13 protein-coding genes are annotated in these 14974 nt (G+C 72.0%); 8 read left to right on the top strand and 5 right to left on the bottom strand.

Annotated features, from left to right (window positions below; translation table 11 throughout):
- Positions 1–216 precede the first annotated feature (216 nt).
- The 3 genes from ACFYY1_RS04985 to ACFYY1_RS04995 all read left to right on the top strand — a co-directional run bounded on the left by ACFYY1_RS04985 (position 217) and on the right by ACFYY1_RS04995 (position 3262).
- Complete coding sequence (locus ACFYY1_RS04985) at positions 217–1935, top strand: lytic murein transglycosylase (RefSeq protein ID WP_388580893.1); 1719 nt, start codon at positions 217–219, stop codon at positions 1933–1935.
- A 143-nt stretch (positions 1936–2078) separates the two neighbouring features.
- On the top strand, positions 2079–2216 hold the full coding sequence (locus ACFYY1_RS04990) for an SPW_0924 family protein (protein ID WP_388580896.1): 138 nt from the start codon (positions 2079–2081) through the stop codon (positions 2214–2216).
- A gap of 56 nt (positions 2217–2272) precedes the next feature.
- Positions 2273–3262, top strand: a complete 990-nt coding sequence (locus ACFYY1_RS04995) for a DUF3068 domain-containing protein (protein ID WP_388580898.1) — start codon at positions 2273–2275, stop codon at positions 3260–3262.
- A 51-nt stretch (positions 3263–3313) separates the two neighbouring features.
- Here ACFYY1_RS04995 and hrpB read toward each other — a convergent pair whose 3' ends face one another.
- The gene (gene hrpB, locus ACFYY1_RS05000; protein ID WP_388580901.1) at positions 3314–5809 is read right to left on the bottom strand and encodes an ATP-dependent helicase HrpB; all 2496 of its coding nucleotides are present in this window, start codon (positions 5807–5809) and stop codon (positions 3314–3316) included.
- A 55-nt stretch (positions 5810–5864) separates the two neighbouring features.
- Positions 5865–6677 (bottom strand): class I SAM-dependent methyltransferase, encoded by an 813-nt coding sequence (locus ACFYY1_RS05005; RefSeq protein WP_388580904.1) that lies wholly within the window; start codon positions 6675–6677, stop codon positions 5865–5867.
- Between the two features lie 398 nt (positions 6678–7075).
- Between ACFYY1_RS05005 and rpsA the strand changes: the two genes are divergently transcribed.
- Complete coding sequence (gene rpsA, locus ACFYY1_RS05010) at positions 7076–8587, top strand: 30S ribosomal protein S1 (protein ID WP_072483117.1); 1512 nt, start codon at positions 7076–7078, stop codon at positions 8585–8587.
- Positions 8588–8702: 115 nt separating this feature from the next.
- On the opposite strand, the gene ACFYY1_RS05015 is transcribed toward rpsA, so the two are convergent.
- Entirely contained in the window at positions 8703–9665 is a 963-nt protein-coding gene (locus ACFYY1_RS05015) for a right-handed parallel beta-helix repeat-containing protein (protein WP_388580907.1), read from the bottom strand.
- A 456-nt stretch (positions 9666–10121) separates the two neighbouring features.
- Here ACFYY1_RS05015 and ACFYY1_RS05020 point away from each other — a divergent pair, with 456 nt between their 5' ends.
- The 3 genes from ACFYY1_RS05020 (at position 10122) to ACFYY1_RS05030 (ending at position 12255) form a co-directional block, all read left to right on the top strand.
- Positions 10122–11060 (top strand): PAC2 family protein, encoded by a 939-nt coding sequence (locus ACFYY1_RS05020; RefSeq protein ID WP_388580910.1) that lies wholly within the window; start codon positions 10122–10124, stop codon positions 11058–11060.
- A 34-nt stretch (positions 11061–11094) separates the two neighbouring features.
- Complete coding sequence (coaE, locus tag ACFYY1_RS05025; protein WP_388580912.1) at positions 11095–11700, top strand: dephospho-CoA kinase; 606 nt, start codon at positions 11095–11097, stop codon at positions 11698–11700.
- Between the two features lie 186 nt (positions 11701–11886).
- Positions 11887–12255: a tetratricopeptide repeat protein gene (locus tag ACFYY1_RS05030; RefSeq protein ID WP_388580914.1), complete on the top strand. Its 369-nt coding sequence runs from the start codon at positions 11887–11889 to the stop codon at positions 12253–12255.
- 40 nt (positions 12256–12295) lie between these two features.
- On the opposite strand, the gene ACFYY1_RS05035 is transcribed toward ACFYY1_RS05030, so the two are convergent.
- Positions 12296–12574: a DUF6343 family protein gene (locus tag ACFYY1_RS05035; protein WP_388580916.1), complete on the bottom strand. Its 279-nt coding sequence runs from the start codon at positions 12572–12574 to the stop codon at positions 12296–12298.
- A gap of 77 nt (positions 12575–12651) precedes the next feature.
- On the opposite strand from ACFYY1_RS05035, the gene ACFYY1_RS05040 reads away from it, so the two are divergent.
- Positions 12652–13770: an ADP-ribosylglycohydrolase family protein gene (locus ACFYY1_RS05040; RefSeq protein WP_388580918.1), complete on the top strand. Its 1119-nt coding sequence runs from the start codon at positions 12652–12654 to the stop codon at positions 13768–13770.
- Between the two features lie 96 nt (positions 13771–13866).
- Here the strand turns inward: ACFYY1_RS05040 and ACFYY1_RS05045 are convergent, their stop codons facing one another.
- Positions 13867–14964: a tyrosine-protein phosphatase gene (locus ACFYY1_RS05045; protein ID WP_388580921.1), complete on the bottom strand. Its 1098-nt coding sequence runs from the start codon at positions 14962–14964 to the stop codon at positions 13867–13869.
- Positions 14965–14974 lie beyond the last annotated feature (10 nt).

Genomic DNA, 14974 nt, shown 5'->3' on the forward strand with positions numbered 1-14974 from the left:
CTCCGAGCGTCCGCCCGAGGGCCGCTGCGCCCCGGCCCGTGCGCCGAGACCTGTCGTGCCCCGGCCGTCCGCCGCCGTACAACTTGCTGTCGGGAACGTGAAAAACAGGTAAGAACCGGTCAGTGCACAGTGTCCCGGTGGCACAAGTTGCCGTAGGGTCGCCTGAGTCCTGTCGCTGGGGAGCGGGGACTTTCTCGAAGGGGAGGGGCCTGAGGTATGGCAGCGCAATTCGGTCGCCGGCTTCGCAAGGGGGCGACCACCACCGCTGTGGCCGCCGTCGCCGTGGCGGCGCTCTCCGCCTCGGGAGCCCCGGGCGCCACGCTGGTCACCGGGAGCGACGACCCGCAGACCACCGGGTCGACACCTCCGCCCGACGACAGCGCGGCCACCGGCAACTCGCCGTACTACACGGACCTGCCCCCGCTGAACACCCCCAACAAGCCCGGCACGTCCACGAATCTGCCCGTCACCGGCAGCGCCGAATCCGGCATCCCGGCCTCGATCCTGGCCGCGTACAAGAAGGCCGAGCAGACCGTCGCCGGCAGCGATGCCGCCTGCCGGCTGCCCTGGCAGCTGCTCGCCGCGATCGGCAAGGTCGAGTCCGGCCAGGCCCGCGGCGGCCGGGTCGACGCGAACGGCACCACGTTCTCGCCGATCCTCGGCCCGGTCCTCGACGGCCGGGGCTTCGCCATGATCAAGGACACCGACAACGGGGCGTACGACGGGGACTCGACCCACGACCGTGCCGTCGGCCCGATGCAGTTCATCCCGTCCACCTGGGCGACCTGGGGCCAGGACGGCAACGGCGACGGCCGCAAGGACCCCAACAACATCTACGATGCGGCGCTCGCCGCCGGACGATACCTCTGCGCCGGCTCCCGCGATCTGTCCCTCGCCGCGGACCTCGACCGGGCGGTCCTGAGCTACAACCACTCGGACGCGTATCTGCGTACCGTCCGCTCGTGGTTCGACTACTACAAGCGCGGCACCCACGAGATCCCCGACGGAACCGGCGCCGTGCCGCCCGGTCTCGGCTCGGGTGCGGACCGCGACACCGGCAGCCCGAGCCCGTCGCCCTCGCCGTCCGGCGGCGGAAAGCCGACGCCGAGCCCCGGCCCCTCGAAGCCGGGTGGCGGCGGATCGCCCGACCCGACCCCGGAGCCCACACCGTCCGAGACCCTCGCGGCCGTGGAGAACGCCGGTACGGGCACACTCGCGGCCACCGCGGGCGACGCCTTCACCGAGCGGATCAAGGTACGGGCCAAGAACAGCCTCGGCGGCCCGCTCGCCAAGGTGTCCGTGACCTTCACCGTCGCCGGTGACACCGACGCCGCCTTCGACGGCGGGAACAAGGCGGTCACCCTGCGGACCGGCGCCGACGGAACGGTCACCGCCCCGGTGCTGAAGGCGGGCGAGAAGGCCGGGAAGTTCACGGTGCGGGCCACCGCCACCGGCCGCTCGCTGCCCCCCGTCACCTACGCCGCGACCGTCACCGCCCGCCAGGCCGACGCGATCGCCAGGACCGAGGACAAGGCGCTGACCGCGGCGCCCGGTGCCGAGTTCGCCGACACCGTCGAGGTCAAGGCCACCTACAAGGGCGAGATCGCGTCCGGGGTCACCGTCACCGCCACCATGATCACCGACGCCGAGAAGCCGGCCGAGAACGACAAGGGCCCCTACTTCAAGGACGCCGACGGCAAGACGGTCCGTACCCTCACGGGGCTGAGGACCGGCGCCGACGGCACCCTGAAGCTGCCCAGGATCTACGCCGACGGCACCGCGGGCACCTACAAGCTGCGCCTCACCACCGAGGGTGGCGCCACGGTCGTCGTCGAGCTGAAGGTCGAGGCGTCCGAGCCCTCGGCGACGCCCGACCCCTCCGGGACGCCCGACGCCTCCCAGACGCCCGAACCGTCCGGGACGCCCGCCGCCTGACCCGGTTCCTCCGCACGTCGCAGCAGCCCCTCCGCCACCACCCGGCAGAGGGGCTGTTCTACGTGTTCTCATCTCGCGCCCGCGTTGCTACGGTGCCCGAACCCTGACGACCCATCAGATCCATGTTCTCCGGGAGGACCGGCATGCGTGCTCTCGTCGCCGCCGCCATCGGGCTGGCCGCAGCCCTCGCGCTCGTCTTCACCATCTCGGCGATCGGCGCCCCACCCGGAGAGACCTCGCCCGAACCCCTGCTGACCACCATCCCGGGCCCCAAGAACTAGTGCCCCTCACCGGCACTGACCACCGGAAGCAACCGAAGCCGAGGGAGGGCACCCACATGCGCCGCCGAGCCAGCCTCGTACTCCTGGCATTCGCCGTCTTCTTCGCCGCCATGTCGCCACTGATGCGCTGGTACGCCTTTCCCAGGCTGGCGAAGATCCCGCCCAGCCAGTACCAGGAGACGGTGCTGGAGGCGAAGCCCGCCACCCTCCTCGACTACAACGACAACATGAAGGTGAAGACGGTCCCCAAGGTCACCATCGTGCAGACCCTCAAGGGCAACGTCGAGGAGTCCGAGAGGATCGAGCGCAGCGCCGGACGCGACGTCGTCGTCTGGGACGCCCTCAGCTTCGTGGCCGGCCCGGACGGCAAGATGGTCTCCCAGATCCCCGAGCGCTACATCTTCGACGCCCACAGCCAGGCCCCCGTCCACGCCACCGGCGAATCCGTCGACGGCGACCCGGTCCGGCGCGAGGGCATCGAGTTCAAGTGGCCCTTCCTCACCGAGAAGCGCGACTACGAGTACTTCGACGCCCAGACCCGCACCAGCTCGCCCATCCACTACAAGGGCACCCGCACCTTCCACGGCATGGACGTCTACTACTTCGAGCAGACCATCCCGTGGACCAAGGTCCCGATGCCGAAGAAGATGCCGATCAAGGGCGTCACCCCGGAACAGATCGCGAAGACGGGCATGACCCGCTGGTACACCACCAAGCGGATGTTCTGGATCGACCCGGTCACCGGAGCGCCGGTCAACGGCGAGGAGATCCACAAGGAGGAGCTGCGCAACGCCAGGAAGATGGGGATGCCGCAGGACACCATGACCGTGTTCGCCGGGCACGTGAAGATGCGCCCGGACTACGTCGAATCGATCGTCGACCTGGTCAAGTCCCAGCGCCTGCTGGTCCTGCTCCTCACCTCGTACCTGCCCTGGGGCTTCCTGGTCCTCGGCGCCGCACTGCTCGCCCTCTCCCTGTGGCTGGAGGCCCGCTCCCGCCGCCCGGACCCGACACCGGACCCCGCCCCTACTCCTGCCCCCGCCTGAGCCGGGCTGCGGACGGCCCGTCGGCAGGCTTCGCGGCGTCGCCCGCGCCGCCTACTGCCGGGCCCTCTTCGTGAACCGGGTCGCCTCCACCGTCGTGGGGTCCTCCGGCCACGGGTGCTTCGGATAGCGGCCGCGCAGCTCCGCCCGTACGGCCCGGTAGCCGTCCCGCCAGAACGACGCCAGATCGGCGGTGACGGCGGCGGGCCGGCCGGCCGGGGAGAGGAGATGGACCAGGACCGGCACCCCGGCCACCCGCGGGGTCTCCCGCAGGCCGAACAGCTCCTGGAGCTTCACCGCGAGCACCGGCTGCGCCCCGCCGTACTCCACCCTGATACGGGAACCGCTCGGCACCTCGATCCGCTCCGGCGCCAACTCGTCCAGCCGCACCGCCTCGCCGGTCGCCCACGGCAGCAGCCGCCGCAACGACTGCCCCGCGTCGATGCGCGCCAGATCGGAGCGCCGCCGGGCCCGCGACAGCTCGGGCTCCAGCCACTGGCCGGTACGTTCCAGCAGCGCGTCCCGCGACACGTCCGGCCAGGGTTCGCCCAGCTCACGGTGGAGGAACGCGAGCCGCTCCCGCAACTGCTCGCTCTCCCGCGTCCAGCGCAGCAGCCCCAGCCCCTCCCGCCGCAGCCCCTCGACCAGCGCCCCCCGCACCAGCTCCGGTGCCGGCTGCTTCAGCGGGCGCACCGACAGCTCGACGGCGCCCAGCCGCTCCACCCGGCGGGCCACCACGTCGCCGCCCGCCCAGTGGACCTCCTCGCCCGCGAACCGCAGATGCCCGGCGGCCACCCGTGCCGTGTCCTCGTCGACGACGGCCGCGAGCCGCACCCGCGCGGACGCCGAGTGCGCGGGCCGGTCGGCGACCGCGACCGCCAGCCACGGCGCGCTGCGCAGCCCCGAACCGTCCCGCAGCTGCGCGCCCGTCCCCGACACCATCAGGAACGCCCCCTCGCCCCGGGCCCGCGCCACCCGCTCCGGGAACGCCAGCGCGGCCACCAGGCCCACGGCCGCGTCGTCCGGCCCGGAACCTTCGTCTCTGCCCTCGACGAAGGAGGACAGCCGCCGCACCTCCTGCCGCCAGCGCGCCGCGTACCCGTCCCCGCCCCGCCGGGCGGCACGCAGCGCGGCCGCCAGATCGTCCCCGTACTCCCTCGGCGGTTCCTCGCTCAGCAGCGCCACGACCTCGGCAGCCCGTCGCCCGCCGACCTCGGCTGCGCCGTCCAGCAGCGCCCGCGCCAGCCGCGGATGCAGGCCGAGACGGGACATCCGTACGCCCCGGCCGGTCACCCGGCCCTCCGCGTCCACCGCGCCGACCGCCGTCAGCACCTCGCGCGCCGCGCCCATCGCACCTGCGGGCGGCGGGTCGAGCAGCGCCAGACCGGAGGCGTCCGGATCGCCCCAGCACGCCGCCTGCAACGCGAACGCCGCCAGGTCCGCGACCTTGATCTCCGGGGACGGGAACCGGGCGAGCCGCCCGTCCTCCGCCTGCGCCCAGCACCGGTACACCGCCCCGGGCGCCTCCCGTCCGGCCCGGCCCGCCCGCTGTCGTCCGGCCGCCTGCGAGGCCCGTACCGTCGTCAGCGCGCTCAGCCCCCGGGCGTGATCGGTGCGCGGTTCCCTGGCCAGTCCCGAGTCGACCACGACCCGCACCCCCGGCACCGTGAGGGACGATTCCGCCACCGAGGTCGCCAGCACCACCCGCCGCGTCCCGCCGGACGACCCGGCCAGCACCGCGTCCTGCACCGCCGCCGGAGCCCGCCCGTGCACCTGGAACACCTCGGCGGCCACCCCGGCCAGCTGCCCCGCGACCCGGCCGATCTCACCGACGCCCGGCAGGAAGCACAGCACGTCGCCGTCCCGCTCGGCGAGCGCCCGGCGCACCGTCGCGGCCACATGCGTCAGCAGCGCCGGATCGACCCTCGTCCCGTGCGGCGGACGCACCGGAGCGGCGGGCGGCGCCCAGACCACCTCCACCGGATGCGAGACCCCCTGCGCCTCGACCACCGGGGCATCGCCCAGCAGCCGTGCCCAGCCCTGCGCGTCCGTCGTCGCGGACGCGGCGACCAGCCGCAGATCGGGCCGGATCGCCTCCCGTACGTCGAGCAGGAACGCGGCGACCGTGTCCGCGTCCAGATGGCGCTCATGGCACTCGTCGATGATCACCGCGTCGACCCCGGCCAGCTCCTGGTCGCGCTGGAGCCGCTGGAGCAGCACACCGGTGGTCACCACCTCCACCACCGTGTCGCGCCCCACCACCCGCTCCCCGCGGACCGTGAACCCCACCCGGCCGCCGGCCCGCTCCCCGATGAGCCACGCCATCCGCCGCGCCGCCGCCCGTGCCGCGATCCGCCGCGGCTCCGCGACCACCACCCGGCGCACCGGACCGCCGCCGGCCAGACCGGCCAGGACCAGTGGTACGAGGGTCGTCTTGCCGGTGCCGGGCGGTGCGCACAGCACCGCGACGCCGCGGTCGTCGAGCGCCCGCTCCAGGGCGGGCACAGCGGTGCGTACGGGCAACTGGTCCAGGGCGTCGGTACGGATCACGCCCCCCAGTCTCGTACGGCCCGTCCCCCTGCCCGTACCCCGGTACGGGTACCGGTCAGTCCCGTTCGCAGACGAAGATCGCCGTGCCGGGGATGAGGTTTCCGCGCAGCGGGGACCAGCCGCCCCACTCCTGGTGGTTCCAGGCGGGCCACTCGGGTTCGACGAGGTCGACCAGCCGGAAGCCCCCGGCCACCACGTCCCGCACCCGGTCGCCCAGCGTCCGGTGGTGCTCGACGTACACGGCCTCGCCCCGCTCGTCCTGCTCCACGTAGGGAGTGCGGTCGAAGTAGGAGGCGGCGACGGAGAGGCCCTCGGGTCCCGGCTCGTCCGGGAACGCCCAGCGGACCGGGTGCGTCACCGAGAAGACCCAGCGGCCCCCGGGGCGCAGCACCCGGCGCACCTCGCGGAAGACCTGCACGGGGTCGGCGACGAAGGGCACCGCGCCGTAGGCGGAGCACGCCAGGTCGAAGGAGCCGTCCCGGAACGGCAGCGCCCCGGCGTCCGCCTCCACCAGGGGCACCTCACCGCCGATCCGCAGTGCGTGCTGCAACTGCCGGTGCGAGAGGTCCAGCGCCACCGGGCGGGCGCCCTGGGCGGCGAGCCAGCGGGAGCACTGCGCGGCGCCCGCGCCGATCTCCAGGACCCTCAGGCCGCGCAGCGACCCGGCGGGGCCCAGCAGAGCGGCCTCCGCCTCGTCGAGCCCCTCCGGACCCCAGACGAACCGGTCGTCGCCGAGGAAGGCGCCGTGGTCGCTCTGGTACTCGTCGGCGTTCCGGTCCCACCAGCCGCGACTGGCCCGGCTGCTCTCGGCCTGTGAGGCGTCGCGGCGCGTCGCCTCGGGTTCGGCCGGGTAGATCTCTTGGCTCATCGTGTCCGTCGTTGTAGTTTGCCTTCACCCCGCCGCACGCGGTACGTACCTGGGGGTATCTGTGGGTACGGCTCCCGTGCCCATGGAATGTCTCCGGGGCCGATCTGGCCTCGGGGAACATGAGTTGTGCCGGATATGAGCCGTTGCGCCCCCGGTGTGCGCCTTCGCGCATTGACCGTGCCCGGCTGCCCCCGTATGCTACAAGTTGCGCTGCGAGCCTGCGCGCCTCAGACCTAGCAGGCCGCGCTCGCATCTGTTGTATGTCCCCTCGGTTCACGAGGCGCCTCCCGTCCAGCGGGTTCGGTGCTTCCCGAGCTGTCCGGCTTCTGCAGAGGTGATACGGGCTCCCGGCGTAGCAGTACCTACGACTCACTGTCCGTACCGGAGCCCTTTCCCACATGACGAGCAGCACCGAGACCACCGCCACCACCCCGCAGGTAGCGGTCAACGACATCGGTAACGAGGAAGCCTTCCTCGCCGCGATCGACGAGACGATCAAGTACTTCAACGACGGCGACATCGTCGACGGCGTCATCGTGAAGGTCGACCGGGACGAGGTCCTGCTCGACATCGGTTACAAGACCGAAGGCGTCATCCCCTCCCGCGAGCTTTCGATCAAGCACGACGTCGACCCGAACGAGGTCGTCAAGGTCGGCGACGAGATCGAGGCCCTGGTTCTCCAGAAGGAGGACAAGGAAGGCCGCCTCATCCTGTCCAAGAAGCGCGCTCAGTACGAGCGTGCCTGGGGCACGATCGAGAAGATCAAGGAAGAGGACGGCATCGTCACCGGTACCGTCATCGAGGTCGTCAAGGGTGGTCTCATCCTCGACATCGGCCTCCGTGGCTTCCTGCCGGCCTCCCTCGTCGAGATGCGCCGTGTCCGCGACCTCCAGCCCTACGTGGGCAAGGAGCTCGAGGCCAAGATCATCGAGCTGGACAAGAACCGCAACAACGTGGTCCTGTCCCGCCGTGCCTGGCTGGAGCAGACCCAGTCCGAGGTTCGCCAGACGTTCCTCACGACCCTGCAGAAGGGCCAGGTCCGCTCCGGCGTCGTCTCCTCGATCGTCAACTTCGGTGCGTTCGTGGACCTCGGCGGCGTCGACGGTCTCGTGCACGTCTCCGAGCTGTCCTGGAAGCACATCGACCACCCCTCCGAGGTTGTCGAGGTCGGCCAGGAAGTCACCGTCGAGGTTCTCGACGTCGACATGGACCGCGAGCGCGTCTCCCTGTCGCTCAAGGCGACGCAGGAAGACCCGTGGCAGCAGTTCGCCCGCACGCACCAGATCGGGCAGGTCGTTCCCGGTAAGGTCACCAAGCTCGTTCCGTTCGGTGCGTTCGTGCGCGTCGACGAGGGCATCGAGGGCCTGGTCCACATCTCCGAGCTGGCCGAGCGCCACGTGGAGATCCCGGAGCAGGTCGTCCAGGTCAACGACGAGATCTTCGTCAAGGTCATCGACATCGACCTGGAGCGCCGTCGCATCAGCCTCTCGCTGAAGCAGGCCAACGAGTCCTTCGGCGCCGACCCGGCCTCGGTCGAGTTCGACCCGACCCTGTACGGCATGGCCGCGTCCTACGACGACCAGGGCAACTACATCTACCCCGAGGGCTTCGACCCCGAGACCAACGACTGGCTCGAGGGCTACGAGACCCAGCGCGAGGCGTGGGAGACGCAGTACGCCGAGGCGCAGCAGCGCTTCGAGCAGCACCAGGCCCAGGTCATCAAGTCCCGCGAGGCCGACGAGGCCGCTGCTGCCGAGGGCGCTGCCGCCCCGGCCGGTGGCGCCCCGGCTGCCTCCGGCGGCAGCGGTGGCGGCTCGTACTCCTCGGAGTCCGCGGACAACTCCGGCGCCCTGGCGTCGGACGAGGCCCTGGCTGCCCTGCGCGAGAAGCTGGCGGGCGGCCAGAGCTGACGCTCTGCACCCCCTCCGGTCGATGATCGACCGCAGTAGCTGAAAAGTGAGGCCCGCTCCCCCCGGGGGGAGCGGGCCTCACTCGTTTCCGAAGGCGGTTCTCGTTTTCCCGGCGTTACGGAGTGACGGCGATGTTGGTCAGTCCCTTGCCGCCGGTCACCGTGTTGCTGCTGTGGACGGTGGTCGGGCAGCCCGTGCCGTAGTTGGTGACGTTGATCGCGAGCTGCTTGTCCCCCTTGGCGCCGGTCAGGTCCGAGGTGTTGTCGCGGAAGACGGTGCCGCAGCCCCAGCCGCTCTGCTGGGTGTGGGTCTCGTAGCCGTTGTTGGTCGTACGGGAACCCCTGTTGCCCTCGACGAGTACGTCATTGCCCTTCACGTCGACCCAGGAGTCGTCGTAGTTGGCGCCGGTCAGCCCGCTGCCGTCGAAGGTGTTGCCGATGATCCTCGCCCCGGTGGTGCCCTCCTTGATGTCGACGTTCTCGCCGCCGACCCCCGGGCCGATCGTGTTGTTCAGGATCTGCACCCCGTCGCTCCGGTCGGAGAGATCGCCGGCCGTGCCGACGTAGACGCCCTCGCCCATGCCGCGGCCGTCGTGCCCGGTGTCGTGGATCCGCGAGTTCTTGATGACGCCGTTCCTGCTGGACCTGCGGAAGTGGACGCCCTCCATGTCCAGGTCGTGCACGGTCACCGAGTCGATGACGACCCCCGTGGCGGTGTCGGCCATGATGCCCTTCTGGCCGCCGGTGACGGTGATGCCCTCGACGGTCCAGTAGGAGGCCCCGTCGAGGTGCAGGCCGTAGCCCCCGCCTGCCGTGAGGACCGCCTCGGCCGAGCCCGTGAGGGTGATCCGGGCGGAGGCGGTGCCGGGTACGGTCGCCTTGAAGTTGCCGGTGTACGTGCCGTCGGCGAGCCGGATGGTGTCGCCGGGGGCGGCGGCGGTGAGGGCGGACTTGAGCTGGGCGGTGGTGCTCACGTCGATGACCGTTGCCGCGCCGGCCGTGGTGGCGGAGGCGAGGGCGAGGCCGCCGGCGGCGAGCGCGGTGGCCAGCAGGGCCGGGAGGAGGGTGCGGGTGCGCATGCGCATGGGGGTGCCTTCCCGTCGCAGGATTCAGGTTCTCGTACATGAATGTGGGGCGAGTCTCTGAACGCTCTGCCCAGTGACGGTAGGGACGGGGTGCGACGGTGTCAATGTCTGGACCAATGCTTCACGCGGCGGGCCGATGAGGCCGGGTGAACAGGGGAACGCCTGTGTGGCGCACGGGAAACTGACGGTCCATGCCCTGCCCGCGCGTGGGTCCGGCGGCCCCGGACCGGTCGTGAACTCGGCTTTCTCGTCGCGGTGTTCATCGACATGAACTCCAACGCCTGTGTCTCCAGGGGAAGGCGGACGCCCGTCACGGGTATCCGCCTCGGGAGCCGCGCCCGGGTTCTCGCGTCGGATCCGGCATGAACCGGCCGGTGAAGGGGCACAGTCCGGGAATGCATGTGCCCTGCCGGACGTTCTTCTCCAGGAACACGAGGAGGAGCGGTAACCGTGCCTGATCCGCAGAGTTTGTACGAATGGGAGCCGAAGGGCCTGGCCGTCGTCGACATGGCGCTCGCGCAGGAGTCGGCCGGCCTGGTCATGCTCTACCACTTCGACGGATACATCGACGCGGGCGAGACCGGCGAGCAGATCGTGGACGGCCTGCTCGAAACGCTGCCGCACCAGGTCGTGGCCAGTTTCGACCACGACCGTCTCGTCGACTACCGGGCGCGGCGTCCGCTGCTGACCTTCCGGCGTGACCGCTGGGCCGCCTACGAGACCCCGACGCTCGACGTCAGGGTCGTGCAGGACGCCACCGGGGCACCCTTCCTGCTGCTGTCCGGGCCCGAGCCCGACGTGGAGTGGGAGCGCTTCGCCGGCGCCGTCGAGCAGATCGTCGAGCGCCTCGGCGTCCGCCTCGCGGTGAACTTCCACGGGATCCCGATGGGCGTTCCGCACACCCGCCCCGTCGGCATCACCCCGCACGGCAACCGCACGGACCTCATGCCCGGCCACCGCAGCCCCTTCGACGAGGCACAGGTGCCCGGCTCCGCCGAGGCCCTGGTGGAGTACCGGCTCATGGAGGCCGGACACGACGTCCTCGGTGTCGCCGCCCATGTGCCGCACTACGTCGCCCGCTCCGCGTACCCGGACGCGGCCCTCACCGCCCTGGAGGCGATCACCGCCGCGACCGGCCTGGTCCTGCCGAGCGTCGCCCATGCGCTGCGCACCGAGGCGCACCGCACCCAGACCGAGATCGACCGCCAGATCGACCAGGGCGACGAGGAGCTCGTCTCGCTCGTCGAGGGCCTTGAGCACCAGTACGACGCGGTCGCCGGATCCGAGACCCGGGGCAACCTGGTCGCCGAGCCGGTGGACCTGCCGTCCGCCGACGAGATCGGCCTCGAATTCGAGCGGTTCCTCGCAGAGCGCGAGGGGGACGCCTGACCGCCGCCGCCGGACAGGCCCTAGGCTGCAGGGCATGCTGAAAGTGGGCCTGACCGGTGGGATCGGCGCCGGCAAGAGTGAAGTGTCACGGCTGCTCGTCGGATATGGAGCCGTGCTGATCGACGCGGACCGGATCGCCCGTGAGGTCGTCGAGCCGGGGACACCCGGGCTCGCGGCCGTCGTCGACGCGTTCGGCGACGGCATCCTCACCGCCGACGGCGCCCTGGACCGGCCGAAGCTCGGCTCGATCGTCTTCTCCGACGCGGACCGGCTCGCCACCCTCAACGCGATCGTCCACCCCCTGGTCGGCGCCCGCTCCGCCGAACTGGAGCGGGCCGCGGGCGCCGACTCGGTCGTCGTCCACGACGTCCCGCTCCTTACCGAGAACGGCCTGGCGCCGCTCTACGACCTGGTCGTCGTCGTGGACGCGAGCCCCGACACCCAGCTCGACCGGCTCGTACGGCTGCGCGGCATGACCGAGGCCGAGGCCCGCGCCCGGATGACCGCCCAGGCCACCCGGGAGCAGCGGCGGGCCGTGGCGGATCTGATCATCGACAACGACGGACCGCTGGAGAACCTGGAGCCGCAGGTCCGCAAGGTCTGGTCGGAGCTGACCGGGCGGGCCGCCGGGTCCGGCTGACCCCGGCACCGGCGGACCGAGTGGGTGCCCGCGGCCCGGCCACGGCACTGGCCGCGGCACCGGCCAGGACCGGAATAGCGGACCGCGCCCGGACGTTGAGGACCCGGTGACGAGTCGCGGACCCGGTGACGAGTCGCGGACCTGGTGACGAGTCGAGGACCCGGTGACGAAGGGAAGGACGAGAACGTGCCCGAGAGGACCCCGGAGACCGACGTCATCGATTTCCGCGCGGCCGAACAACTGCTGGCCGCGCGCGACCCCCGTGGTGCGGTGAAACTGCTCGACGCGGTGATCGCGGCCCATCCGGAGAACACCGCGGCCCGGCTGCTGCGCGCCCGCGCGTTCTTCGCCGCTGCCCAGCTGCGCCCCGCCGAGCTCGAATTCGAACTCGTCCTGGAGCGCGAACCGGACAACGCCTTCGCGCACTTCGCGCTGGCCCGCACCTTCGAGCGCGCCGGCCGCACCGACCGGGCCGCCCGCCACTTCCGGCTGGCCGCCGCGCTCGACCCGAACCCGGAGTACCTGAAGGCGGCCCGCTTCCCGGCCCAGGACTGAGACGACGGTGCCGGGCGGGTACGCGCCCGCCCGGCCCGGTTCAGTGCCCGTACCTGCCACGCCCGCCGTGGTCGGGTTCGTACGGCGGGATGTCGCGGCCGGGCTGGTAGTGCGGGCCCTGGTGGATGTGGTGCACGATCACCGTCAGATCCACCAGGACCAGCAGGAGCAGCAGTCCGCAGGCGGCGGCCCAGCCCGGCCGGTCGGTCAGCGTGAAGGCCGCCAGGCCGAAGACGGCCCAGGCCAGCCCCCATAGACTCAGCCAGAGCCGCAGCCGCAGTGGACTGCGGGCAGTCGTCGGTTCATTGCCGGTACGCATGGCGATCGCCTCTCCTACCAGGATGGACCCGCGACGGTGTTTTGGGACATGTCGACGTCGGACTGAGGAGATCGCGCGTGAACGGCACATCGTGGGAGGACCGCACCGGCCGCAGTTCGAGGGTGCGGGGCTGCCTGCTGGGCGGGGCGATCGGGGACGCGCTGGGAAACCCGGTGGAGTTCCTGTCCCTGGCCGGCATCCGTCGCGCGCACGGTGAGCACGGCGTACACGGGCTCGTCCCGGACGAGGAAGGGGTCGCCGGACGGGTCACGGACGATACGCAGATGACCCTGTTCACGGCCGAAGCGCTGATCAGGGCCCACGCCCGCGCGGCGTCGAAGGGGATCGGCGGGGCCGAGACCGCACTCGTACGCAACGCCTACCTGCGCTGGCTGGACACCCAGAACCATCCCGCGCCGCCCGCCGCGGGCGGTGACAACCCGATCCGGACCGGCTGGCTCCGGCAGCAGCCCTGGCTGTACGCGCGCCGGGCCCCGGGCAACGCCTGCCTGACCGGGCTCGCCACCGGCCACGTCCCCGAGCCGACGCACCGGCTCGGCGAGCCCGGCCCCGTCAACACCGGGTCGAAGGGGTGCGGCACGGTGATGCGGTCCGCCCCCTTCGGGCTGGTGGGCCAGGACGCCGAGGAGAGCTTCCGGCTCGCGTACTGGTGCGCGCAGATTACCCACGGCCATCCGACCGGCGCGTACGCGGCCGGGGCCCTCGCCGCGATCGTCGCGCACCTCCTGGAGGGCGACTCGATGGCGGGCGCCGTGCTGAGGGCGATGGAGCTGCTGCGCCGCCACCCGGGGCACGAGGAGACGGCGAAGGCGCTGCGGGCCGCCGTCGACCTGGCCGCTGAGGGTGCGCCGACCAGCGAGAAGGTGGAGACCCTGGGGGCGGGCTGGGTCGCCGAGGAGGCCCTCGCCATCGCCGTGTACTGCGCTCTGGTGCTGCCCGGCGCCGATCAGGTGGCCGGGGCGCTGCTGCTCTCGGTCAACCACTCGGGCGACAGCGACTCCACGGGAGCGGTCTGCGGCAACCTGCTCGGCGCACGCCACGGGGACGTACACCTTCCGCCGTCCTGGCTGGTGGCGACCGAGGGCCGCGCGGTGATCACCGAGGTGGCCGACGACTTGTGCCTGGCGTCCGGGCACGCGGTCGCCTGGCCGGAGGGCCGGTACCCGATGTGCTGACGGGCGGGCGGCACCCGGTGTGCCGACGGGCGGCCGTCCGCCGCCGGCCGGCCGGCGGGGACACCGCCCGTCGGCACACCGGGTCGCGACGGTGCGTCAGTCGGTGAGCAGCTTGGTGCGCAGCGCGGCCACCGTCGCGTCGTCGATCTTCAGACCCTCGCGTACGTAGGTGCCGAAGTCGCCGTACAGGTCGTCCACCTCGTCGAACGCCGCGCGCAGCCAGCTCAGTTCGACGGCCTTCGGGTTGCCCAGGTAGTCGTTGCTGGCGAGGAAGTCCGCCTCGACGGTCTCGCGCGGGACGCCGAGCAGGGTGAGCAGGACGGCGGTGCTCCAGCCGGTGCGGTCCTTGCCCGAGCTGCAGTGGTAGAGCGTCGCGCCGGAATCGTTCGTGGCGACGGCCGTGAGCAGGTCGTGGAAGGCGTAGTCGGCGCCGACGAAGTTGACCATGAACGGGTAGCCGATGGACTGGCCGAGGTCGGACGAGCCGGAGAACAGCCCGGCCGCGATGGCCTCGGCCAGGGTCATCAGGGCCGAGTCGTGGAAGCGGATGCCGTGGCTGAGCGACACCACATCGGCGACCTGGTACTTCACACCGGCGGGCAGCCGGTCCGGGTCGTCGTGCCGCTCCACCGCGTTGCGCAGGTCCACATCGAGGGTGAGGCGCTGGGAGAGCAGGCGCTGCTGCTCGGCGTCGGTGAGGCTGTTGATCTTGTTGGAGCGGTAGACCAGACCCGGGCGCACCCAGCGGCCGTCGGTGGTGCGGTAGCCGCCGATGTCCCGGAAGTTGCGGGCGGACTCGATCCCGAGCGAACGGTCGGCGACGACGAGCGGGGAACCGCTGTCCGGTACCAGGCGGAAGTACCAGCGTCCTGCCTCGGCGAGGGCTGCGGCGGGGACGGTCAGCGAACCGGTGCCGGGCGCGGTGCCCACCGGGGTGCCGGTGGTGGCGTCGGGGGAGGTGACGGCGGTGACGGTCACCGACCGGGCGGCGGAGGACCAGGAGAGGGTGTAGCCGCCGTCGGCGGCGCGCCTGGCGGTGGCCGCGGTGAACGGGACGGCGGCGGCCCGCGTGCCGGCCTCGGCGCTCGCCGCGGGTGCGCCGGCCGGTGTGGCGGCGAGGGCGGGCGGTACGAGGACCGTGCCGGCGAGCAGGGCGGCCGCGACGGCTGCCTGGGTGATGCGGTGCGTACGCATGGTGCTCCTT

The organism is Streptomyces sp. NPDC001890, assembly GCF_042891445.1.
GTDB lineage: Bacteria > Actinomycetota > Actinomycetes > Streptomycetales > Streptomycetaceae > Streptomyces.